This is a genomic window from Aquidulcibacter sp. (assembly GCF_044346625.1).
Classification (GTDB): Bacteria; Pseudomonadota; Alphaproteobacteria; order Caulobacterales; family Aquidulcibacteraceae; genus Aquidulcibacter.
The window spans coordinates 1-22222 of sequence record NZ_JBIIYV010000003.1; the positions used below are offsets into that span (position 1 = coordinate 1).

Consider the following 22222-nt stretch of genomic DNA (forward strand, 5'->3'; position numbering starts at 1 on the left):
ACCCAATCCTAAACCAGAATGATCAATGACCAACCGCCAATCCCCCCACGCCGCCAGCTATGTGACGAGCGCTGCGCAGGGGGATTAGCTGTCACCGCGTGTTACACCACCAAATGGGACGTGATCCTGGGTCAAGCTTCAGTCAGACACATATGATAGCTCAGATCCTTGCTAAGAAACCAAGCATGTCAGTTCTTCAAGTGACGTTTCGGATCCGTCGAGGCATCGATTTTTCTGGTGGGCCAATCATTGCAGAAGTTTTGACCTCCTCGGCTCCTGATGCCACTTCGGTGCAGCTCTCGCAGAATGCGTGGCTTGGCCAAACACAGGCTGGTTCAAAGACGTTTTCATTATCCCAATCTGCCCTTGAACAAGTCATCTCGTTCAATGCTGAATTGCCTGCGAGCGCCAAGTCGACGGCATTTCGCCTCAGATGGACCAGTGCAGGCGTATCTGGAAGTGCAGACACGCTCGACATTACAGAGGTTCAGATCGTGAGCGCGAGTGTGCCAACGCCTTTTGTCCAGCCGGACTTCCGCGAGACGCTGGCGCATTGTGAATTGTATTTTGAAAAATCATACAATCTAATGACGGCACCGGGCACCCCGTCTAATGCCGGCCTCAATGCATTTTATGTTTCCAGTACCTCAATCGCAATCAACAACCGGCTGTCAACTCGTTTTCGAGCCAGAAAAACCAGCGCACCTGTGGTGAAGCTATATGCGCCGTCTGGAAGCGTCGCTGGTTACTTTAATGATGAAAGCAACAATTTACGCAGCGTTACCCCTCTGATTGTCGGTGAGTCAGGCTTTGAGCTCAGCATAACAGATTCCACCCTTGTCGGCGGCATTTGGTTCCACTACACAGCCGACGCTGAGGTTTAGGCCAAAGACATTTTAGATCTGAGTGCCTTTTGCCAACAGACGTGCTTATTGCTTGACCGAATACATGGGGCCTCTGCTGGCCAAGATGGCAGATGTTTTTGGGTGATCGATAGAGCGCCACTGTGCCTATTCATAGATTAAGGGGACGTAAGATGACTGCCAATCCGCATAACCGCAAAGGAATCGTCCTAGCTGGAGGCACCGGGTCGCGGATGCACCCGATTACGCTCGGGGTCATCAAACAATTGTTGCCGATTTATGATAAGCCTTTAATTTATTACCCAATGTCGGTTTTGCTTCTGGCGGGCATCAAAGACATTTTGATGATTACAACGCCTCGTGACCAAATTGCGTTTCAGTCGGTTTTTGGTGACGGCTCTAGGCTTGGGGTTTCGATAAAGTACGCCGTCCAACCAAGCCCTGATGGTTTGGCGCAAGCTTTCTTGATCGCAAGAGACTTTATTGGAAACGATCCTGCTTGTTTGGTGTTGGGTGACAATATTTTCTATGGTGAAGGTCTTGAAAGACTGCTCAAAAGTGCCGACTCGCGTAATGATGGTGCCACCGTTTTTGGATATCACGTCAAAGACCCCCAAGCTTATGGCGTCATTGGCTTTGATGTGAACGGCAAGCCAAATTCTATCGTTGAAAAACCAAAAGTCCCTGTTTCAAACTATGCGGTGACCGGCCTTTATTTCTATGACAATGACGTCTTGGATATTGCCGCTTCAATTAAACCCTCCGCTCGCGGCGAACTTGAGATCACAGATGTCAACCGCATCTATCTTGAACAGGGCCGGCTAAACTGTGAGTTGATGGGGCGGGGTTATGCTTGGCTTGATGCGGGCACGCCGGATAATTTGCTTGAATCTGCCTCATTTGTGCAGACTATAGAACGTCGCCAAGGCTATAAGATCGCGTGCTTAGAAGAGGTGGCCTACCGCAAGGGCTTCATTTCAGCTGACGATTTGATGAAGCTCGGCGAAGCTTTGTACAAAAGCGAGTATGGGCAATACTTGATGGCAATCGCCCAAGAAGGCCAATAGTATCAACGTTGCTGCGGTTCGAGTGTGGGGTGTTTACCCTTGACCAAACCGACTTTTTGATCATTGAATTTGTGGTCCAACCTGCCAATTGGAAGGTCAAAGTTTGTGTCGCGCCCTAAAACAATCAGCCTATTGGACATCGAACCAAACGCATCACGACATGGAACAAAGCAAGATTTTGAGTTTTTGGTAGATCCTGCATGTGGATCAAGCTTTGACTTTGGAAAGATAAACCTTGGGGGCGGCAAGTGGGGTGGTGGCTGGTGGCTGATTGATTTTGATGGTGACGATTGTGTCGCTGATATACAATTGCTGACTGATGACATTGATTTCATTGTTCTTCCCTTGCTTACAGGGAATCCGGTCCTGTTGAGAACGCAAGCAAAAGAGGCATTTGTTCAATTATTTCTTGGTTTGCCGAGTGGCCGTGTTCGCATCAACAAGCTCGAGATACGTCCAGTCGGGTTTGGATTTCTTGCGACCAAGTATGCAAAAAAAATAGTTGATTTGCTGACGCTTAGGATAACGCCAGCTAATTTTTATAGTGGGATGATGGCAATCTTAACAGGCACTAGGTTTCAAACAATTCTGCGAACCAACGAATCACAAGCTAGTCACACTCTCAACCAACAAGATGATGCGCGTCACGATAGGGTGCCTGACCTTGTTAATAAAGGCCAAGAAAGCTGGCAGAAAGTGGCAGAGTTTTGGGTAAAGAAGTCTAATTTAGATCATCTAGACAGCAGGGCCGTCGAACTTGCGTCCAAGCGGTTTGAGGCAAACCCAATGCTTGAAGCCCTCATTGGAAGCGAAGCAGGGCAAGGCCTTTTCGATCCAGCGACCCAATGGGACAACACCCTTTCAGCCTTTGACGTGTATGATCCATGGCCTGTTTTTGTTAGAAGCCAACCCGACCTTTGCGCTTCCACACGCGATGTCTTGGCATCAATTGCTAAGAGATGTGAACCCGGCCTGATTGACCGACTTTGTATGATCGCAGGCCAACGCAACAGCAATGACCAGTCTCCCTCCGACCCTTTCGATTTTCTTGAGGAGACCGGCGTCTGGCCAAAAGTCAGCGTGATCATCCCGACTAAGGTGCGACTCGATCTGTTAGCGCTGTGTTTGAGAGGGCTCAACACATGTACGGATTACCCAGATTTGGAAATTTTGATTGTGGACAATGGTGCACCGTGTGGTGCTGTTCTAGATGTAGCGACATCAAATGCTGGCAATAGACCTTTTGAGATCGTTCGACACAAAGCACCGTTCAATTTTGCTGAGTTGAACAATCTGGGCGTTGAAACATCCAAGTCTGACCTCATCCTGCTCCTAAATGACGATGTGTGCCCGCTTGAACCCACGTGGTTGAAGCGCATGATTTCTTCGGCAATGAAGCCAAATGTGGGAGCGGTCGGCGCGCGACTACTCTATTCAGATGGAACCCTTCAGCATGGCGGGGTGACGCTTGGCCTTTCTGGCCTGTGTGGCCATTTGTGGCGCGGTGCCAACAGTGAAAGCGTTATGAACGTGCCGCGTTTGGTTGCTCCTTCGCGACGGCTAGCGGTAACGGCCGCGTGCTTAGCTGTGAAGCGATCAGCCTGGCAGCAAGTTAGCGGGATGAATAACGTTGACTTTCCAGTGACCCTTAATGACATTGATTTTTGTCTTCGTTTAGAAAGCCAGGGGCTTGAAACGATTTATCGTGGCGACGCTGTACTTCTACACGACGAAAGCAAGTCTCGCGGCACAACATTAGATATCAAGGCCCGACAGCAGCGATGGCACGAGGTGTGTGTCTTTCGAGAAAAATGGCAGCACTTTATTTTGGACGATCCCTTTGGCTCCCCTCTAATTGACCCACCTTTCGAAGGAGCCCGATTGCGGCGGCTCCCCTAGCGATTTCATTTGCTTAAGTGAAGCTAGGCCACTTAACAACGCAACCGACGCACCTTAATCGCTTGAATCTCTACTCAAGAGCACGAACATTCGGTATCGCCATAATCTAGCGTCTTTCTCGGTGCAGACAGTTCGGCCCCTCTGTAATCTAGGAATATCCTTTGGCTATTAAGCTCCTTATATTTGGCAATCGTGGTCAACTCGCCACCTGTATCAAGCGCCACAGTCTGGCGTCACGTTTTGACATTGTCGCACTTGGTCGCCAAGAGTTTGACTTAACTTCTCGCGGTGACTTAAAGGAGGTGATCTCCTCCATCCAGCCTGAACTGGTGATCAACACGGCCGCTTTTACAGATGTGGAAGGTGCTGAAGAAGCACGCTGGAACTGCCTCGATGTCAATTCGCAAGCCGCACGGCACATTGGAGAATTGTGTCAACAAATCAAAATCCCACACATTTACTTCTCCTCTGATTATGTCTTCAATGGTAACAAAGGGAGCCCGTATGTTGAGACTGACCGCCCCAACCCAATAAACCTCTATGGTTTCTCAAAGCTTATGGGCGAAGATGCGGTTAGAGAAACCGGTGGAGTGGTTTTGCGAACGGCTTGGCTGTTCAGCAGCCATGAGAATAGTTTCACGAACCGGATCCTACAGGCCGCGCAGAAGCATCCGCTCTTGAAGATTGTTGCAGATCAAGTTGGTAATCCAACATGTGCTGACAGCTTGGCCCAAATTACGTTAGAAATGAGCGAACGCATATTGTCGGGTGAGGACTTTGCGTCGCTTTATCATGTTGCGGGCAATGAGGCCGCAACTTGGGCCGAGCTTGCGCGCGAAGCCATTGCAAGTGCGGCAGAAGCTGAGCCATCACTTACGCTTGCGAGTGTCCAGGAAATCGACTCAGCTCAATGGAATTACAAAGCACCTCGACCACACGATTCAAGATTGGACACCGCCTTGCTGAAAGATAGGTTCCCCAATGTTGATCTGTCTTGGCGGGCGTCAGTGCGTCGAAGCGCACAAGATCGATCATTCATTGGCCTAGCCTAGGCCTTGCATTGAAACTGTACAAAGGTTTGCAGTTTCAATGCAAAGATTGACACATGCGCTTGATATGTTTGCTTGGTTGCAGCCACTGCGGGTGGGGCTTAAAATGCGCGATCCTACCCTCAAACCTTTCGGTCAAGCCAGTGCTTCTCAATTTTAACCTTTGGATACTGGTTGTCTTAGATGGTAGGTTGACCGGCTAATTTGAAACAGGCGATAATGGAAAAGGGATCTTCAAAAACTATGCAAGTCGATATCACGGTTGAAAACCTTCCCGGGCGCACCAATTATGAGCTGGCTGTACAAGCCGAAGTGCCACGCACAGGATTTTCATTGGATCAGACTGGCTTTCCCGCTTCTGAACCTAGCGGCATACTATCGCAAAGAAATCAGCATTCTTTGTCGAAACTAGAAGACGATCTTCGCCTCGCCAGAGTCGCAAATACCGCCTTGCTATTGGCAAATAATGATCTTTTGGGGAGTTTGATCGCCGCTCAACGCTATGGTAATTTTTACCAACAACTTGCGCATCGGTTGTCACAAGGGACGGACGCCGAGGACCGCTTTCTAAAGTCTCGACAGGACCTTTCACTTCAACAAGCGCGCTTGCTCAGTGCAAGGCGTCAGTTGCAAGAAACCCAGAAGCTTGCGATGTCCATCTTGAGTTCCACCTCGTGGAAAGTCACGCGACCCCTGCGCAGCTTAGTGTCCGCGCTGCGTGGGCAGAAGGCCCAAGATCCGGATTTGCAGAGCTCAATTGATCAATTGCGCGCACAAATCGAAGACGAACCACGCCCAGAAACCTTGGAGACGCAAACCGGACAAGCCAAATTGCCAGGGTATTTGGATGCCCATCTACCCCCATCTTGGTATTGGCCAGACGTAACTATCAATGCGCCGACCGCCACATTTGATCCGTTGCCGCGGCCGTTGAACATTCTGGGCATAGGTGATGGCCCGATCCCATCGATCATACTCGGACTGAACATGCCGCTACAGTCAGTGGCGCAGGCGTGTGGCGGTCGATATGAAGTTCGCTACGAAGTGGACTTTGACAGAAACCCGATCTCTGACGAGGAACTAAACCAAGCCGATATCATCTTTATGCAACGCGTTTGCACCGAACAGGGCACTGATTTGGTGCGCCGGATAAATACGCTTAAGATCCCTTTGGTATATTTGTTAGACGATGATTTCTCACTCTTGCCCCCTGATAGCCCTTTGGGAAAACGTTATCTTGAAATGGGGGCCTGGGAAAACATTCTCTCAAACTGTGGCAAGGCCGATCTTGTTATGTCGTGGTCGCCGATTTTGCTGGAAAAATTGCGAGCACATGCAAAAGATACGCGGCAATTGCATGCGTTGGCTAACGTCGAGATTTTCGATTCATTTCCAGCGCCCCCGCCTCGTAAGGGGACTGGCCTACGCTTTGGATTTGGTGGCGGCCTGGCTCACGAAGCTGACTTGCTTATGATTTTACCTGCGATTTTGACGTTCCTGGACCGCAACCCAGATTCAGTTTTTGAAACCGTTGGTGCAAAACTCTCGATCCTGGAGGGGCATCCTCAATATCGCCACTTCCCAGGCAGTATCGATATCCGCGCTTACTATAAATCGGTTTGGGATAGAGACTGGGATTTCGTCGTGGCTCCCCTTGAGGACAAGCCTGTCAATAATGCCAAGACCGATAACAAGTTCCGCGAAAGCGCTGCCGCTGGATTGCCAGGAATATTTGTGAAGGCTGCGCCTTATCTGGCTGCGGTAGAAGACGGCGTAACAGGCCTGTTAGTTGGTTACGAGCCTAGCGAATGGCTTGGCGCTATGGAACGATTAGCAGCAGATAAGAATCTGCGCGCGTCAATTGCTAAGAATGCCAAAGAGGTTGCTTACAAAACATATAGTCGACAAGCTATTGATCGAGAATACAAACAAGTGATCCTGGATCTTGTGCCAGATACCATGGTCCTCGGTGTCACTGCTACAAGTCTTTCAAGTTCTGCTCATTTGCACTGGCCGTTACAATGCTTGGGCGACGCACGTGCTATACGGTACCGCCATGTTCTGGAGCGCGACCTTAAGAATTCAGACTTGGATTGGGCGAACACTTTAGTCGTTTTCGGCAAAAACGGCAAAGCGACGGAACGGCTAATTTTGGCAGCAAAGGCCAGAGGAATAAAAATCATCTATGTCCCGCTTAGCCAGAACGATTTATTCAACAGATCCCAAATAATTGCCGCCTCCAAAGACGTTGACCTTGTTGTTCTGCCAACCGTAACGTCACAAATGGAAGCCCTTGCGAACTCAGTCGCACTGGAAGAAATTCCCTTTTTACCCGCCCTTAAAATGAGCGGCGGCGCTAAGCCCAATCGTTCGCCTCTGAAGATTGGTGTAATCGGCGGCACATATGATTATCCTGAATTTGTCGAAAATGTTCTGCAGGCGATAGCCGAGGAGCATCGCGCCATAGGGATCGAAGTTGATGCGCCTAATCCTAGCATGCTGGACCGAATTCGCGATTTGAAAACGCTCAAATATGATTCCAAAAGCCTTACCTTTGAACAGGCGGTTGTAGATGCTGGCTGGTCAATTACTATTTGTTTGGACAAAGGCGACCGGGCCGTTTTATTGGACCCAAGACAACATTGGCTGTGCAGCTTAAGCCAAAGCGTTGGTATTCATTTCGATCAGTCAGTTTCGGCCCAGTCAGTCATCCAAGGTGACACAGGTTTCATTTGTGCGCCTAATTCCAAAGCGCTTGAGAAGACGCTTGTGGCGTTGATCGAAGATAAAACTCTGGTGGACCGAATTGCGGAGTTAGCTTTTGAGCGTGTTGGTGGGCATCATGCGATGCAGTTGACAATACAAGCTTGGGAAGTCGCCATCGCACGTTTGAAAGGGACTAAATAAATGGATGTTTCAAGCTTTAATCGATCTAATCCAATTATTTCGCAATTAGAAGGGCGTGGGATCGAGATTGATCCCCCCGAGGTGGGATTTACCTATCGCCGCGGCACTAAGGTGACACCAATCGTCACCATGTCTCCAAGGCTTGCAAAAAAGCCGCCTTACTTCGTTAGTCATGAGGCGGCGCAGTCTCGCCTTGTGGACCGTCCGACCCGGGCAAGGCGCGGGCAGGTTGCGACCCTCGCAGGCAACCCTAGTCTGGTTGCTCCCTTGCTACGCGATGATGAGACAGATTTAGACTTTGTGGTTGTTTACTCTCTAACCCTATGTGCCTCCAACCCGATGAAGGAAATCGCGGTTTTAAGTTCGCGCTTGGCTGTTGGGGGGTTAGTCGTGTTTTGCATCAGCTCTGAAGATGACGGGTTCCTCAAGCAAAGGCCGGTCACTTCGCTTCAGTTTCTATACGGCGTGTACTCACAGCAGTGCAATGCGATGAGCGACGAGCACATTGTTTCAGCTGTTTTATCGCGCGAGCCTGATTTCTATCCAGACCTTGCAAATATGCAGCAAGTACTGGCCTACCTTTGGTTGGTCGGGCTTTTTGATTTTGATGAACGTGCGCTATCAATGTTGTCAGATAATAATCTAAAGGCGCACAAAACTGCAAAGGCCTCAGCCACGGGGCGATTTGCGCCGCACAAGCTCGACGTGCAAAACTTAGTTGGCATGTGCGATCTCTTGAACGCGGACGCGCAGCATATCCTTGTTCCCAATGACTTGGTTGTCAACAACAACTCCGGTGGCAGCGCCACTGTTGCGTTCAGGAAACACTTAGCTAGCGATCTCAATAGTCCAGAACTTGCGGCAGAGCACACGCTTTCTGCTCGCATGTTTGCGCGGATGTACCGCCAGTCTATGGTGGGTCCAGCACGCTGAGACTCACACTTGCTCTACTCGTCCTCGTGTCACAAATTCCAGCATCTTGTGCGCTATTGGCACAGACCAAAAAATCAACTAAGAGCTGCGGTTATAGAGTATAGGTGCCTTACTTGACACTTGAAACACAGGCGGTCTTGGCTTGTTGCAACAAAATCCTAACAGTTGCTTTCCGCGTGCGGATGTTTCGAATGTTGAGAACCATCGCTGTCACCCGAACGAGACTAGCTTAACTTTTTCTGCCTAGGATCTCATGTCCTCCGATATCAGAGAGTCAAAAGTCTGAAATGCTATTGTCTGAAATCACCATACAATTGAGTGCTTGGAAAGCTTCCCCCGGGGCTCTACGCTTACCTTTTTCAAATGCGTCGGGGGAGCAATTGGGCCACCTGATATGTGTTGGAAAGGACGATTGGCTCGACGAAGAGCTTGCACAGAAGATTGCGGAATGGCGCGAACGTGACAAGCTTGCGTTCGCTACGCGCTTCATCCCTGATGTTGCCAAAACCAAGGGATATCTTCAGCACGTCGCATTTGCTGGCAAAGATCGTATCTTGTTCCGGCTAACTGATATGGACGATATGCTGGTCGGCCATATTGGCCTCGCCAATATCAATAATAGTACTGCCGATCTTGATAATTTAATGCTGGGTAATCGTGATAAGGGCTTAGAGTTCATTCACGCAGCTGAGATTGAATTGCTGCATTTCTGCTTCGATGTCTTAGGCGTTGAACGAGTAGCGGCGGACGTGCTGAGCACCAATTTAGGGGCTCAGTTATTGCACAGATCAATCGGATTTAAGGCGACCGTCAAGACACCGCTCGATTCGAAAATCGACGGCAGCGGCACCGAAGTCCTATCACCGGCGCAAGACGTTGCCGCACCAACAAGCGACATCAATAACATTCGTTTTGAACTGGAAATGCTGAAATTTCACAAGCGTTTTCCACCGAACCCTGCTAATCGCTAACCTCACAAAAGCTGGAAACTGAGAATATGCTTATTGACACAACAACCGCGATCGAAAAAATTATCGAAGTGATGAAGTCCTTGGAGATTGGAGGTGATGCTAGCCTTGATGCCTCCTTCATTTTGATGGGAGCGGGCAGCAGCGTCGACTCTCAATCCTTGCTCAAGATCCTTTTGGGACTTGAGGAAGTTGCAGAGGATGAACTGTCATCTGAATTTGAGTGGATGACGGATGCGGCGTTCTCAGAGAAACGTAGTCCTTTTCGCACAATTGCGTCGCTGGCCGAATTCTTTGCTAACCAAGTCAACGCCGTAGGAGCCGCCTAGTGTCGCGAACCATCGTTGTAACTGGTGCTAGTCGTGGGCTGGGGCTTCACATCGCCCAGCGTGCACGTGCAACTGGCTTTAAGGTAATTGGTATCTCGAGGTCAGGGGAATCGACTGACGGCTTTGAGATTTTAAAGTGTGACATCGCGGACTGCGATTCAATCAAAGCTGTCGCCAAGGAAATCACCAAATCAGAACAAGTTTGGGGCGTCGTCAATGCAGCGGGTGTTGCAGCGATGAACCTTGCCATGACGACCCCGTCTGCAACGGTGAACAAGGTTGTTTCGATCAATTTGCTTGGATCAATCTATGTTGCGCAGGCTTTTGCAAAGCATTTTGTACGAAACCAAGAAGGTCGCCTCATCAATTTCTCAACAATTGCTGTGCCTTTGGGCTTGTCTGGCGAGTCAGTCTACGTTGCATCAAAAGCTGGGGTCGAAGGGTTTAGTCGAACCTTTGCACGCGAAATGTCGGAGCACAATGTGACCGTCAATTGCATTGCACCAGGTCCAATCGATACAGATTTGATTGCGAAAGTCCCGTCTGCAGCGATTGACAAGATAGTTGCTCAGCAGGTCATAAAGCGAAAGGGCACGCCTGAGGATATTTGGAGTGTTGCTTCGTTCTTATTGTCCGATCAGGCTAACATGGTCTCTGGTCAGGTTATCAACGTAGGCGGGGCATAGTGGAATGACTCTGATTGAAGAAATCGCAAAGCGGCAAGCGGATGTAAATCGCCCAATTCTAATCTCGGCAGAAAAATCCCTGACATTTGCGCAGATCGCCCAAGCAGAAGGCGTTGATCTTTCGGAAGTTGTGGCAGGCGACGTCGTGGCTTTGATTGGCGACTTCAATCCCCAGAGCATTGCAACGCTTTTGAACTTGATCGACAAATCAGTTGTGCTGGTTCCTCTCACTGTTGAGACAGCGCCAGATCATGACTACTTCAAAGAAACGGCTTTTGTGAACGTCGTGATTGAAGATGGCCAAGTTACACGAACCAGCCAGCGTGGTTTGGAGCATCCGATGCTCCAGCAATTGCGGGCCAGCGGAAATCCGGGGCTGGTGTTGTTCTCGTCGGGAACCACGGGGCGGCCAAAGGCCATCCTCCATGACTTTAGCCAATTTTTGGTCCGGTTCCGCACCCCGCGACCGGCTTTGGTCACCATGAGCTTTTTGTTGTTCGATCACATTGGCGGTATCAACACGCTGCTTCATACGCTTTTCAACAATGGCCAAGTGGTTGTTCCATCTAAGCGAAGCCCTGCAGAAGTTGTCAGTGAAATCATTGCAAATGCTGTGGAGCTTCTGCCAACGACACCAACATTCCTGCGTCTTTTGATGCTCTCAGGTGAGCTAGGTCGATTGGCTTTTTCAAAACTTCAAGTCATTACCTACGGCACCGAGCGGATGGATGAGCCAACATTGGCACGTCTGGCGGTAGCACTTCCAAATGTGGATTTACGTCAAACCTATGGCATGTCGGAGCTCGGCATCTTGCGGATCAAGTCACGCGCGCGGGACAGTCTTTACATGAAAGTTGGAGGAGAAGGTGTCACCACGCGGGTTAATGACGAAAGCGTCCTTGAGATCAAATCAGAGTCACGAATGATCGGTTATTTGAACGCGCCGTCCCCGTTTAACGATGAGGGATGGTATGACACAAAAGACATCGTTTCGGTCGATGGCGAATATCTCAGGATCACGGGCCGAAAGGGTGACTTGATCAATATTGGCGGACAGAAAATTCTGCCCGCCGAGGTCGAGCGTGTCGCTTTGGAAATGCCGGGTGTTGCATTCGCTAAAGCTGTTGGTGCCCCGAATCCAATCACTGGCCAGCACATTGAGGTGCTTGTTCAAGCGTCTGAAGGCATAGAACTCGACAAGAAGCAGATTGCCCAGCATTTTCGCGAGAATTTACCTGCTGCATTTCAACCGCACCGAATTCGAATCGACAATGTGAAGATTGGTCATCGCTTCAAGCAACTCTAAATTGCGTTCTAGGTCTGGTAAAGCTAAGTCATTGGTTCAACAATCCGCATAGCATCATTATTTGTTGGGCGAACGCATAAGAATGCGATACCATCTTTGCGTGCTGGGAGACGGAGGCGATGGTTCAACGACATGCTTAATTGGCGCGCCTCGAATGTGAGACTTAGTGGTTTGGTCTTTCAATGGTTGACGTGCAAACTTAGCCTGTCAGTTGTTCTTGTTGCAGCGTTAGTCGGATGTGGTAGTGGTGGTGGCAGTAGCCTGCCTCCGCCAGTCAACTTGGCTCCGAATTTTAATTCTCTGGCTCAAGTCAATGTTGAAGAGAACAGAGTTGGGGCTTTCTACACAGCCATTGCAACTGATCCTGAAGCGCGCGCCCTAACTTACTCGATCAAGGCGTCCAACGACCGGGATCGCTTCGTCTTTGACCCAGCGTTGCGTAGTCTAAGCTTTGTTGCTGCACCCGATTTCGAACTGCCATCGGATGCTAACCGCGACAATATTTATGAAGTCCTATTGAGCGTGACAGACGGCGTAAACGCCACTGATTTGGCTTTGAATATCACAGTTACGAATGTGATTGATGGACTCTTGCCAAAGGTTCGTCGAGTAGCCTCGGGCTTGACCGAGCCGATCTCTGTAACTGGCTTGCCCGACGGCTCAGGCCGTATTCTGGTTGTTGAGCGCGGCGGTAGAGTTATCATCATGGATCCCATAACGGGTGTGATAGATCCGACGCCATTTCTCGATATTCGAAGCGAGATCACAAGTATCGGCGAATTTGGCCTCTATTCGATAGCTTTCAACTCAGACTTTTCGCAAAACCGTCATGCCTACGTGTTGTTTACCGAAAAATCTAACGTAAGCATCGTTCGCCGCTATGATGTGACATCTGGCACAACAATTGCCGCAGACCCTGCAAGCCAAATCAATATCCTTGAGGTAAAACAACCCGCGGGTCTGACGAACCATAAGGGCGGCATGTTGGTTTTTGGTCCAACCAATGGGCAACCTGCGACTGCAAATGTTCCCAATGGACAGCTGTTGATTGGTCTTGGCGACGGCGGCGGGGGAGGGGACCCCTTAGGAAATGGCCAGAATCCAAACAGCTTGTTGGGCAAGATACTCCGATTGGATGTGTCTGGGGACGACTTTCCAAGTGATCCAACCCGTAACTATCGAATACCAGCAAGCAACCCCTTCGCACGCGGTGGAGGGGCACCAGAGATTTTTGCAACCGGGCTGCGAAACCCATTTCGCGGCACTTTCGATTCGGTGTCCAATGCCATTTTCATCGCTGATGTTGGCCAAGGTGCGGTAGAGGAAGTCAACCGCATGGCCGCAGATTTCGCTGGCCCTATCGTGACGAACTTCGGATGGAATCTGCGAGAAGGTACCCAGCCCTATCTTGGCGGGATCGACTCGCCTGCTTTCACCAAGCCGGTCACCGAATACACCCATGGTAACGGCCCGACACAGGGTAGATCGATAACAGGGGGTATTGTCTACAGAGGGCCAGTGCCATCTTTAAAAGGGCGGTACTTTTTTGGCGACTTCATTACGTCAAACATTTGGTCTTTGCCCATTGAAAATTTGGTGGTCGGTTCAACGGTTCAAGAAGCCCAATTTAAGCTCCACAAGGTGGAGTTCATGCCTAATGTAGGCACAATCAACTTGATTGTTGATTTTGGCACAGACACAGCGGGAAATATGTATATCGTTGATATTGATGGAGAGATATTCGCGGTCGAGCAAACCGATTGATAGTCTAAATCTAACGCCTACTTGTCTGCTTGACAGGCTCGCAAGAAGGGAAAATCTAGTCGGCTGGTGCGTGACATGGGCAATTCATCTGCTTGATTAAGAACCATGCCAGCTTAAAGTTTGCGTCCAGTCAGTCTGATAGATTTACGGGGTGACTTCTTTGGTCTTATCCCGCCTGAGTTAGCTGCCGCTCCCAAGCCAAGGCAGCCGCCACAATATCATCGAGGTTTTCAAACCTAGGCTTCCACGGCACCAGAGATTTCAGATGTGCGGAGTTTGCCACCAAGGAAGGGGCGTCGCCTGCCCTCCGTGGCGACATCTTCGCTGCAATTGGATGGTTCAGTTGCTTTTCCACCGATGCGAGCACTTCAAGTACCGAAGCGCCTTTTCCATAGCCACAATTGGCTGTGACATTAGCGCCGCCCGTCAAAAGGTGCTGAGCTAAAAGCACATGGGCATCAGCGAGGTCGCTGACGTGGATATAATCACGGACACAGGTGCCGTCCGGCGTGTCGTAATCTGTGCCAAACACTTCCATGGTCGGGCGCTGACCCGTGGCAACTTGGCATGCGACCTTGATCAAATGGGTGGCGTTGGGCGTGCTTTGTCCCGTACGGCCTTGTGGGTCGGCACCTGCAACATTGAAATAGCGCAACACGCCCACTGAAAAACCGTGGGCAGCCGACATATCGGCCAGCATAAGTTCGGTCATCAGCTTAGACTGGCCATAGGGGCTTAAGGGCGCTTTAGCGGCGGATTCGTTCAATGGCCCAGCGCTGCCTGGTGCATAAACGGCGGCTGTGGACGAGAAGATGAAGGCCTTCACACCTGCTTTGACCGCTTCTTGAATGAGACCCAAGCTTTTGACCGTGTTGTTCTCATAATAGAGGCCAGGGTTGACCACAGATTCCGGCACCACGATTGAGCCTGCGAAATGCATGATGGCGTCGATCTTGTGGGTGTTCATAACGTTTGCAACGGCTGCCCGATCGCCAATGTCCATCTCAACTAGCGTCGCACTGGCTGGCACATTGCGGGCAACACCCGTCGACAAATTGTCGAGCACCACAACTTCATAACCAGCATCGACACAAGCCCAAGCGGCATGACTTCCGATATATCCTGCTCCGCCGGTAATCAAAATCTTGGTCAAACTTGGCTCTCCCCACGCACAGCTTGCGGCTATAGACTTCTATTGAACTTCTGTAAAATCAAGCCTTCATCCGTCACTTAGGCCAGAAAGTCCAGCCAATTATGGGCCGCAAAGCGCTCGCCCATCCGCTCTTGCCCTGCGGCATTGGGGTGTAGGTGGTCAGGCAGATCAGCCTCATCTGCTGCACCGAAGAGGGTGAGGCCATCGAGGTAGGCTAGGCGGGTGTCGCCGCCTTTTTGGCGTCTCGCTACGACGTCGGCGATGATGGCGCGTCCCTCAACCAAGGTCAAAGCCCCGTCGGCAGCACTATGGGGCCGTACTGTTGTGCCGTAGCTAGCCAATTCATTTCGCTCGAGCGGCCCTGTCTGTGTCTCAAGCAGGGGGCAGAAGATGGGCGAGATAACGAGCAATGGTATATCTGGCTTGCCTTCTCGGATCGTGTCCAAAAAGCTGTGCAAGGCGCTCGCAAAGACGCGTCTGCGCATGGTGTCGGCACCGATGATGTTGATGCCAACTTCTAAGCTAATCGCATCAAACGGCCCATCACGTAGACTGCGCGCCACAAAGCCATCCAAATGGCATTGTCCGGCTAGGCCGATACTCATAAGCTCATGCCCTAGTGCCCGAGCGGCAACTGCGGGCCAGGTCCAGGATGGCCCTTTGGCTTCCATGCCGTGACTGATGGAGCTGCCATAATGGGCCCAGCGAAGCCCCGTCGGCTCCGCGCTGGGAATGATTTCAGCTTCACTCCAAATAGATAGGTTGAGTACTTCCACCTGTGCGGATTGAGGCAACCAGAGCTCAATGGCCTTTAGGCCGGGTCCCAGCGCCTCAAAAGAAACGTCTGAGGCTGTCCCCGGCACGAATGATGGACCCTTGGGATTCACCAAAATCGTGTGGCCTGAACTGGCCGCGGCTGATCCGCACTGCACCCCATCCACATAGAGGTCGAAGGTCACAGGGCGACGCGGCGTGCCTGCCAATTGAATGCCCGTCTCGATGACCTGCAAGCAAAGTGCTTCCGCGTCGGTGGTGAAGCAGAGGCGCACGCCACTCGTCATGCCGACCATCAGATCCACCGCAGGATCGGGTGATTGGGCCCAAGTCCAAGCAGGTAGGCGCCACGCCTTTAAGCTCGCAGGGGTTTGAACCACATGCATGGCCCCGCGAACGGACAAAGCGGGATGATTTAGCGCGACGGACTTCATTTTCATGGCTTCAATTGTCTGTTGTTCGGATCAGAGGGGCGAGAGGGCGGCCCGAATGTCGCCCATAGCGTCTTTCAGGGCGGCGCGGGCTTCTTCGACGGCCCGCTGCAATTGCGCTTCACGGGCTTTTGCTGCGTCCAATTCTTCTTGCAGCAGGGGGTTCATATCCGGTGTGGAGGGATAACCGCGTGCTTCTTCCGCCTCGCGGAGGCCCGCTTGTAGACCCTCTTCATAGCCAGCGCGACGGGACGCCTCGGTCACCCGTGCCATGGAGGCGGTTAGAGCCGTTTCAAGTCGCGCCAGCGCGCTGTCGAAACGGACAAGAGTTTGATCCAGCGGGGGATGCTTTCCAATGCTCATGTCAATTCCATAGCTGAGTCCTGCCAAAACCCCAAATCCTTGGCAAGCAAGTGACACCATTGGGTGGACGATTCGACAGATGATGGCTATAGCCACCCTATAAATGGCATGGGCCTCCCCCACATGCCATGTTCCAGCAAAATAAGGCGAAACTGCCTTGATTTTGTAGTTTTACTACGGAGATTAGTATGAGCGTGCGCGTCGCGATCAATGGATTTGGCCGTATCGGCCGCCTTGTTTTACGGTCCATCATTGAGAATGGACGAGATGATATTGAAGTGGTGGCCATCAACGATTTAGGCCCTGCGGCTACCAATGCGCACCTGTTGAAATACGATTCCGTGCACGGCCGTTTTCCTGCCACCGTCAGCGTCGAAGGCGATACGATCGTCGTCAATGGCAAGCCGATCAAAGTGACCGCCCTACGCGACCCTGCGACGCTGCCTTGGGGTGAAAACCAAGTCGATATCGCGATGGAATGTACAGGTCTGTTCACAGCTCGCGAGAAGGCCGCTGCGCATTTGACGGCTGGTGCCAAACGCGTACTGATTTCCGCTCCCGGCGAACAATCGGATAAGACCATTGTCTATGGCGTGAACCATCAGTCCCTCACGAAGGATGATTTGATTGTCTCCAACGCTTCGTGCACCACCAATTGCTTGGCGCCGGTTGTAAAGGTCTTGAACGATGCCATCGGCATCGACAAAGGTTTCATGACCACCATCCATTCCTATACAGGTGACCAGCCAACACTGGATACAATGCATAAGGATTTGTACCGGGCGCGTGCTGCTGCCCTATCGATGATCCCAACATCAACGGGTGCGGCCAAGGCTGTGGGTTTGGTTCTGCCAGAACTGGCAGGTCGTTTGGATGGCGTGGCCATCCGCGTGCCAACACCAAACGTTTCATGCGTTGACCTGAAATTTGTTGCCAAGCGCACGACCACGGTCGACGAAATCAACGCTGCGATCAAGGCCGCCGCAGATGGCACTCTCAAGGGCGTACTAGGCTATACAGCCGAGCCTAATGTCTCGATCGATTTCAACCATGACAGCCATTCTTCCACCTTTGCTTTGGATCAAACCAAAGTGATGGACGGCACTCTGGTCCGCATCCTGTCTTGGTACGATAATGAATGGGGTTTCTCGACCCGCATGAGCGATACCGCCATAGCCATGGCCAAACTGATCTGATGGATGTGACGGAAGCCAAGTCTGAATTTGCACCCTCGCGCCTCGTAAATGCTTTGGTTGAGGCAGTGCTTTTCTCAATCACCATCCTTCTCGCTATATTTGGTGTGTCTTGGTGGGCAGCCGTGGTGATGATGGTTGTGGCTGCGGTTTGGTGGGGCATTGTGCATAGGCGCAGGGTAGCTGGCATGGTTCGTGCGAGTTTGCTCAAAACGAGTGGCACCGTGGCCTTGGCTTTGGTGTTGATTGTACTCGTGCATGGCGTCGGATTTGGATTTGGTGCGGCACTTCACGCACTGATAGGGTAGAAATGACTTTTTTATCGCTTAAGACTGCTGATCTTCAGGGCAAACGCGTTTTTGTCCGCGTTGATTTCAATGTCCCAATGCAGGACGGTGCGATCACGGATGACACACGTTTGCGTGCGGCAATACCTACGATCCAGCTTCTGATCGAGAAAGGGGCAAAAGTCATTCTCGCCGCCCATTTTGATCGGCCTAAAGGTAAAGTCGTTCCAACTATGTCCTTGGCACCGATTGTGCCGGCATTAGCGGCACTCTTGGATAAGCACGTTGCATTTGCCACCGATTGCGTTGGCCCTATTGCCGAAGCCGCCGTGGCCAATATGAAATCTGGCGACGTGCTTTTGCTGGAGAACACCCGTTTCCAGCCTGGCGAAGAGAAGAATGACCCAGAGTTGGCCAAGGGCTTTGCGCGACTGGCCGATGTCTATGTCAATGACGCCTTCTCAGCCGCCCACCGTGCCCATGCATCCACTGAAGCCATAGCGCACTTGCTGCCGGCCTATCCTGGCCTGTCGATGGCGCATGAGCTTGATTATCTGGATAAGGCACTTGGCAATCCGACCCATCCAGTGATGGCGGTCGTTGGCGGGGCCAAGGTTTCCAGCAAGATTGATCTCCTCCAAAACCTTGTTTCTCGGGTCGATATCTTGGCCGTCGGTGGCGGCATGGCCAATACCTTCCTTGCCGCACGTGGGGCCCATGTTGGCAAGTCCTTGTGCGAGCATGACCTTTTGGACACCGCTCGCGCCATTGAGGCGCAAGCGGCGGCGAATAAGTGCCAGATCCTGCTGCCGACCGATGTTGTGGTCGCTGAGGCCTTTGCCGCCCATGCCCCACATCGGACCTGTGAGATCGACGATGTGAAGGACCAAGAGATGATCTTGGATGCCGGGCCAAAGTCAGTTGCCGCTTTGGCCGCTGCTTTAGAGACCGCCAAGACCTTGGTCTGGAATGGCCCCTTGGGCGCGTTTGAGCTGCCACCTTTCGACATTGGCACGATGGAAGCTGCCCGTACCGCAGCGGCCCTCGCGCATTCTGGCCGCCTTGTCGCGGTTGCGGGCGGCGGCGACACCGTCTCTGCCCTCAATCAAGCCAAAGTGGCTGCCGACTTCACCTTTGTTTCTACCGCCGGCGGTGCCTTCCTCGAATGGATGGAAGGCAAAGCATTGCCGGGCGTCGAAGCCCTTAAACACCCATCCTAATCCAACTATGTATCTAAGAGGACTGCTATGAATCTCGATCAACTCGTCGCGACCGCCAAAGCGATGGTCGCACCCGGTAAGGGCATTTTGGCAGCGGATGAAAGCACCGCCACCATTCGCTCGCGCTTTGACGCGATCGGCGTTGAGTCCACCCCAAATACGCGTCGCGATTATCGGGAATTATTGTTCCGGTCGGAAAAGGCGATGAAGGATCATATCTCCGGTGTGATCCTGTATGATGAGACCATTCGTCAGTTTGCCCGAGATGAGTCGCGCTTGGTCGATATCATCAAGTCGCATGGCGCTATCCCCGGCATTAAGGTCGATATGGGTCCGCGCGAAATGCCCTTTTTCCCGGGCGAGCGGGTTACCGATGGCTTGGACAATTTGCGCGACCGCTTGCGCGACTATTATGTCCACGGCGCGCGCTTTGCGAAGTGGCGGGCGGTGATTGATATTGACGCGCGTCGTCCAAGTGCGGGCTCGGTCAAGGCCAATGCGCACGCTTTGGCGCGTTATGCCGCTATGTGCCAAGAAGAAAACATCGTGCCGATTGTGGAACCCGAAGTCCTGATGGACCTCGATCATGACATCAATCGCTGCTTTGAAGTGACCGAATATGTGCTGAAGAGCACCTTCCAGGCCCTGTATGAAATGCGGGTGCAATTGGAAGGTATCGTGTTGAAGCCAAATATGGTGATCGCGGGTCGCAAGGCGAAGGTCCAAGCTGGCGTCGACGAAGTGGCTGAAAAGACCGTTCAGTGCTTGAAGAACACGGTTCCTTCAACCGTGACCGGGATTGCTTTCTTGTCGGGCGGCCAGTCTGACATCGACGCGACCGCCCATTTGAACGCCATGAATGCCATGCATGCGCTTCCGTGGAACTTGACCTTCTCCTACGGGCGTGCGCTGCAGGCTGCCCCGCAAAAGGCGTGGTCGGGCAAGGAAGAAAATATCCCAGCCGCCCAAGCCGCTTTCTACAAGCGCGCCCATATGAATGGGCTCGCCTCGCTTGGCCAATGGTCGCGAGAGCTGGAAGACAAATAGTCAAAGGCTTAAGCCTGAAAGAATAGGGCACCAGATCGTCGGTCTGGTGCCCTTTTTGTTAGCTTGCGAGGCCCGCAATCGCTTTGGCCGTGGCAATCCAAGCAGGATGGGTCGAGATTGGGACGCACAGGATCTGCACCGCAATGATGGCGACAGCGCCCCAAACCGTGACAGGATGAAAGCGGCCAAGAACCCGTCGATCATAGATCAAAAAGGCAATCAGCAAGAGATCAATCACCAGCGAGGGTGGGAGTGTGACAAACACAGGCGGTGGCCCAACCGCACCGGGCGGGGTCATCAAGACCGCAAAGGGCCGCGCCATCGGGGCTTCCAAAAGCGGCACAAAAGAAAGGCTCATCAAACGGCTATGCCACTCAGGCCGATGCACATTCATGATCGCCAGCGTGATAAAGGCCGTGATGATGGCAATGCCTGAGAAAGTTACGATGGAAAAAGAGGCGGCTTGGGTGGCAAAGCCCGTTAGCTCGCCCTGTTTGATCGTATTAATGGCCGCCAAAACAATCGAAATGGCGAGCGCGGTAAATAGTGAGACCCCGGCTATCCCCCAGCTTCGATGATCTGCCATTTTGCGATTGGCCACGAAATTGACCTGCACGGCATAAAAAAGCACCCACGCAAATAAGAGGAAGCCGTGAATGTGCAGGATGGGTTTTCCGGCAAAGCTGCCGTCCATCAGCTTTAGCCAATAGGTCGGGATAAAGCCGCCAAAGGCCACGGCGACAAACACCCACGCCATCATCTGATAGAAGCGCCGTGGCTTCTGAGTTGTTTCAACTGTTGTCATCATCGTCCCCCCAATAAAGCGCGCTGCCCGCTAAACCGAACAGGGCGGCCTGTTCTTTCACGCCATGTGGCCAATCGCCTCCCGCCACGCCTCAATCGAGGATGTCGCCTGATAGTCACGCTGCATCTCAGAGGTGAGGACTTCAATCATGGTGGAATTTTCAATCCAGAACTCGATCACGTCAAACATGCCACCGCGCGAACAGCGCACAGACCGCCAATTTTCACGCTGGGCGATGGCCTCGATGGCTGATTGAGGTTTATGGCATTGGATCGCCAGATGCGTCGCACCATAGCGGGCGGGCTGCTCAAGATCTGTTGTGTCAAACATGGCATCGTCCACCCCGGGAACCAGCGCCCGACCCCGGGGATAGACCTCAATGCCAGAGCCACGCTCATCGCCTGCCATAGCGATCCAAGCCCCCGAAACAGGCGCAAACGGTAAGGCTTCTCCATCCCAAAGCTCAGCTAAGACAGAGGCGACGTGTTTTGGATCGCCCGCAGAAATAGAGGCATGTAAAATCATCGGATACTCCTACAAAGTGCCGTTACGGGCGGCAGTAAAGATGGCTTGGATGGCCCGGCGTGCGATCTGGCCGGACTGGTCGCCCGAAAGGTCCCAATAATCGCGCATGGTAAGCCAAGCCGTGGCAGATTGGATCAGTTGTACGCTCGCACACACCGTCAGCACCAAGTCTTCTGAAGCGTCTGGGCCAAGCTCGGCCCGTACTGCGCGGCGGATCGCGGCTTGGCGTTCATCATTGCGCGCCAAGGTCATAGCCCTGCCTTGTGGCGACAGGACCGCGCCGCGTATGATTTCGGCTTCTTCGTCAAAGGCAGGAAAGGCCTTCACGGGAAAGTCTAGCAGCGCAGCCAAAGTATCGGGGAAGGCCTCCTGGCCCAGTCGTGCCTTATGGGCGCGCCACCATCCTTCTAAGAGGGCTTCTTTGTTGGGGAAGTGGCGATAAATCGTCCGCTCGCCCAAGCCCGCCATTCGGGCGACTTGGGTAAAGGTTAGCTCTGTGAGTTCCACGTCTTCAAGACAACGGCCGACCGCATCCAAGATAATCTCGGCAGTGGCGTCACGCTGGCGTTCGCGGTGGGTTTTGCTTAAAACTTCTTCCATGACAGTGATGCTGTCATGATGACAGTTAGACTGTCAAGTACAATCTGACGGCG

Annotated in this window: 21 protein-coding genes; 15 read left to right on the forward strand and 6 right to left on the reverse strand. The window is 52.1% G+C overall.

The features are described 5' to 3' along the window. Nucleotides 1-185: 185 nt before the first annotated feature. The 11 genes from ACIQ20_RS01845 (at nt 186) to ACIQ20_RS01895 (ending at nt 13771) form a co-directional block, all read left to right on the forward strand. Nucleotides 186-884 (forward strand): hypothetical protein, encoded by a 699-nt coding sequence (locus ACIQ20_RS01845; RefSeq protein WP_395776858.1) that lies wholly within the window; start codon nt 186-188, stop codon nt 882-884. 152 nt (nt 885-1036) lie between these two features. After that, nucleotides 1037-1930: a glucose-1-phosphate thymidylyltransferase RfbA gene (gene rfbA / locus ACIQ20_RS01850; protein ID WP_395776860.1), complete on the forward strand. Its 894-nt coding sequence runs from the start codon at nt 1037-1039 to the stop codon at nt 1928-1930. 105 nt (nt 1931-2035) lie between these two features. Continuing rightward, on the forward strand, nt 2036-3829 hold the full coding sequence (locus tag ACIQ20_RS01855) for a glycosyltransferase family 2 protein (RefSeq protein WP_395776862.1): 1794 nt from the start codon (nt 2036-2038) through the stop codon (nt 3827-3829). 161 nt (nt 3830-3990) lie between these two features. Further along, entirely contained in the window at nt 3991-4881 is an 891-nt protein-coding gene (rfbD, locus tag ACIQ20_RS01860) for a dTDP-4-dehydrorhamnose reductase (RefSeq protein ID WP_395776864.1), read from the forward strand. An 801-nt stretch (nt 4882-5682) separates the two neighbouring features. Continuing rightward, a complete protein-coding gene (locus ACIQ20_RS01865) occupies nt 5683-7785 on the forward strand; it encodes a glycosyltransferase (protein WP_395776866.1) in 2103 nt (700 codons plus the stop codon). Nucleotides 7786-8124: 339 nt separating this feature from the next. Next, nucleotides 8125-8718: a hypothetical protein gene (locus tag ACIQ20_RS01870; RefSeq protein ID WP_395776868.1), complete on the forward strand. Its 594-nt coding sequence runs from the start codon at nt 8125-8127 to the stop codon at nt 8716-8718. A 287-nt stretch (nt 8719-9005) separates the two neighbouring features. Further along, nucleotides 9006-9689 carry a GNAT family N-acetyltransferase gene (locus tag ACIQ20_RS01875; RefSeq protein WP_395776870.1) on the forward strand — a complete coding sequence of 228 codons (684 nt, stop codon included), beginning with the start codon at nt 9006-9008 and terminating at the stop codon, nt 9687-9689. A gap of 26 nt (nt 9690-9715) precedes the next feature. Beyond that, nucleotides 9716-10015, forward strand: a complete 300-nt coding sequence (locus ACIQ20_RS01880; protein WP_395776872.1) for a hypothetical protein — start codon at nt 9716-9718, stop codon at nt 10013-10015. Beyond that, nucleotides 10015-10701: an SDR family NAD(P)-dependent oxidoreductase gene (locus tag ACIQ20_RS01885; RefSeq protein WP_395776874.1), complete on the forward strand. Its 687-nt coding sequence runs from the start codon at nt 10015-10017 to the stop codon at nt 10699-10701. Before ACIQ20_RS01880 ends, ACIQ20_RS01885 begins: the two co-directional genes overlap by 1 nt. Before the next feature lie 4 nt (nt 10702-10705). Next, a complete protein-coding gene (locus ACIQ20_RS01890; RefSeq protein ID WP_395776876.1) occupies nt 10706-12007 on the forward strand; it encodes a long-chain fatty acid--CoA ligase in 1302 nt (433 codons plus the stop codon). Nucleotides 12008-12286: 279 nt separating this feature from the next. Beyond that, nucleotides 12287-13771: a PQQ-dependent sugar dehydrogenase gene (locus tag ACIQ20_RS01895; RefSeq protein WP_395776878.1), complete on the forward strand. Its 1485-nt coding sequence runs from the start codon at nt 12287-12289 to the stop codon at nt 13769-13771. Between the two features lie 166 nt (nt 13772-13937). Here ACIQ20_RS01895 and galE read toward each other — a convergent pair whose 3' ends face one another. The 3 genes from galE to ACIQ20_RS01910 all read right to left on the reverse strand — a co-directional run bounded on the left by galE (nt 13938) and on the right by ACIQ20_RS01910 (nt 16492). Further along, nucleotides 13938-14924, reverse strand: a complete 987-nt coding sequence (galE, locus tag ACIQ20_RS01900) for a UDP-glucose 4-epimerase GalE (protein ID WP_395776880.1) — start codon at nt 14922-14924, stop codon at nt 13938-13940. Between the two features lie 77 nt (nt 14925-15001). After that, a complete protein-coding gene (locus ACIQ20_RS01905; protein WP_395776882.1) occupies nt 15002-16138 on the reverse strand; it encodes a GDSL-type esterase/lipase family protein in 1137 nt (378 codons plus the stop codon). Between the two features lie 24 nt (nt 16139-16162). Continuing rightward, complete coding sequence (locus ACIQ20_RS01910; RefSeq protein ID WP_395776884.1) at nt 16163-16492, reverse strand: hypothetical protein; 330 nt, start codon at nt 16490-16492, stop codon at nt 16163-16165. Nucleotides 16493-16680: 188 nt separating this feature from the next. Here ACIQ20_RS01910 and gap point away from each other — a divergent pair, with 188 nt between their 5' ends. Genes gap through ACIQ20_RS01930 form a run of 4 tightly spaced genes read left to right on the forward strand, consistent with a single transcriptional unit; the run spans nt 16681 to nt 20239 of the window. Then, on the forward strand, nt 16681-17688 hold the full coding sequence (gene gap, locus ACIQ20_RS01915) for a type I glyceraldehyde-3-phosphate dehydrogenase (RefSeq protein WP_395776886.1): 1008 nt from the start codon (nt 16681-16683) through the stop codon (nt 17686-17688). Further along, nucleotides 17631-17993, forward strand: coding sequence for a hypothetical protein (locus ACIQ20_RS01920; RefSeq protein WP_395776888.1), 363 nt, complete (start codon nt 17631-17633; stop codon nt 17991-17993). Before gap ends, ACIQ20_RS01920 begins: the two co-directional genes overlap by 58 nt. Nucleotides 17994-17995: 2 nt before the next feature. Then, the gene (locus ACIQ20_RS01925) at nt 17996-19192 is read left to right on the forward strand and encodes a phosphoglycerate kinase (protein WP_395776890.1); all 1197 of its coding nucleotides are present in this window, start codon (nt 17996-17998) and stop codon (nt 19190-19192) included. 27 nt (nt 19193-19219) lie between these two features. Further along, the gene (locus ACIQ20_RS01930; RefSeq protein ID WP_395776892.1) at nt 19220-20239 is read left to right on the forward strand and encodes a class I fructose-bisphosphate aldolase; all 1020 of its coding nucleotides are present in this window, start codon (nt 19220-19222) and stop codon (nt 20237-20239) included. Nucleotides 20240-20297: 58 nt separating this feature from the next. On the opposite strand, the gene ACIQ20_RS01935 is transcribed toward ACIQ20_RS01930, so the two are convergent. From ACIQ20_RS01935 to ACIQ20_RS01945, 3 genes are read right to left on the reverse strand one after another with little or no spacing between them, the layout of a single operon-like run. Then, on the reverse strand, nt 20298-21044 hold the full coding sequence (locus ACIQ20_RS01935; RefSeq protein WP_395776894.1) for a hypothetical protein: 747 nt from the start codon (nt 21042-21044) through the stop codon (nt 20298-20300). A gap of 57 nt (nt 21045-21101) precedes the next feature. Next, on the reverse strand, nt 21102-21569 hold the full coding sequence (locus ACIQ20_RS01940) for a hypothetical protein (RefSeq protein ID WP_085341234.1): 468 nt from the start codon (nt 21567-21569) through the stop codon (nt 21102-21104). Nucleotides 21570-21578: 9 nt separating this feature from the next. Then, a complete protein-coding gene (locus ACIQ20_RS01945) occupies nt 21579-22169 on the reverse strand; it encodes a TetR/AcrR family transcriptional regulator (RefSeq protein WP_395776896.1) in 591 nt (196 codons plus the stop codon). Between the last annotated feature and the right edge of the window lie 53 nt (nt 22170-22222).

What these genes read in the sequence shown, in the direction of transcription:
- ACIQ20_RS01940 (WP_085341234.1), bottom strand. Translation starts at nt 21,569, where the DNA reads ATGATTTTACATGCCTCTATTTCTGCGGGCGATCCAAAACACGTCGCC.
- gap (WP_395776886.1), top strand. Translation starts at nt 16,681, where the DNA reads ATGAGCGTGCGCGTCGCGATCAATGGATTTGGCCGTATCGGCCGCCTT.
- rfbA (WP_395776860.1), top strand. Translation starts at nt 1,037, where the DNA reads ATGACTGCCAATCCGCATAACCGCAAAGGAATCGTCCTAGCTGGAGGC.
- ACIQ20_RS01870 (WP_395776868.1), top strand. Translation starts at nt 8,125, where the DNA reads ATGAAGGAAATCGCGGTTTTAAGTTCGCGCTTGGCTGTTGGGGGGTTA.
- ACIQ20_RS01945 (WP_395776896.1), bottom strand. Translation starts at nt 22,169, where the DNA reads ATGGAAGAAGTTTTAAGCAAAACCCACCGCGAACGCCAGCGTGACGCC.
- ACIQ20_RS01920 (WP_395776888.1), top strand. Translation starts at nt 17,631, where the DNA reads ATGGGGTTTCTCGACCCGCATGAGCGATACCGCCATAGCCATGGCCAA.
- ACIQ20_RS01875 (WP_395776870.1), top strand. Translation starts at nt 9,006, where the DNA reads ATGCTATTGTCTGAAATCACCATACAATTGAGTGCTTGGAAAGCTTCC.
- ACIQ20_RS01925 (WP_395776890.1), top strand. Translation starts at nt 17,996, where the DNA reads ATGACTTTTTTATCGCTTAAGACTGCTGATCTTCAGGGCAAACGCGTT.
- ACIQ20_RS01905 (WP_395776882.1), bottom strand. Translation starts at nt 16,138, where the DNA reads ATGAAAATGAAGTCCGTCGCGCTAAATCATCCCGCTTTGTCCGTTCGC.
- ACIQ20_RS01845 (WP_395776858.1), top strand. Translation starts at nt 186, where the DNA reads ATGTCAGTTCTTCAAGTGACGTTTCGGATCCGTCGAGGCATCGATTTT.
- ACIQ20_RS01930 (WP_395776892.1), top strand. Translation starts at nt 19,220, where the DNA reads ATGAATCTCGATCAACTCGTCGCGACCGCCAAAGCGATGGTCGCACCC.
- ACIQ20_RS01910 (WP_395776884.1), bottom strand. Translation starts at nt 16,492, where the DNA reads ATGAGCATTGGAAAGCATCCCCCGCTGGATCAAACTCTTGTCCGTTTC.
- ACIQ20_RS01880 (WP_395776872.1), top strand. Translation starts at nt 9,716, where the DNA reads ATGCTTATTGACACAACAACCGCGATCGAAAAAATTATCGAAGTGATG.
- ACIQ20_RS01890 (WP_395776876.1), top strand. Translation starts at nt 10,706, where the DNA reads ATGACTCTGATTGAAGAAATCGCAAAGCGGCAAGCGGATGTAAATCGC.
- ACIQ20_RS01935 (WP_395776894.1), bottom strand. Translation starts at nt 21,044, where the DNA reads ATGACAACAGTTGAAACAACTCAGAAGCCACGGCGCTTCTATCAGATG.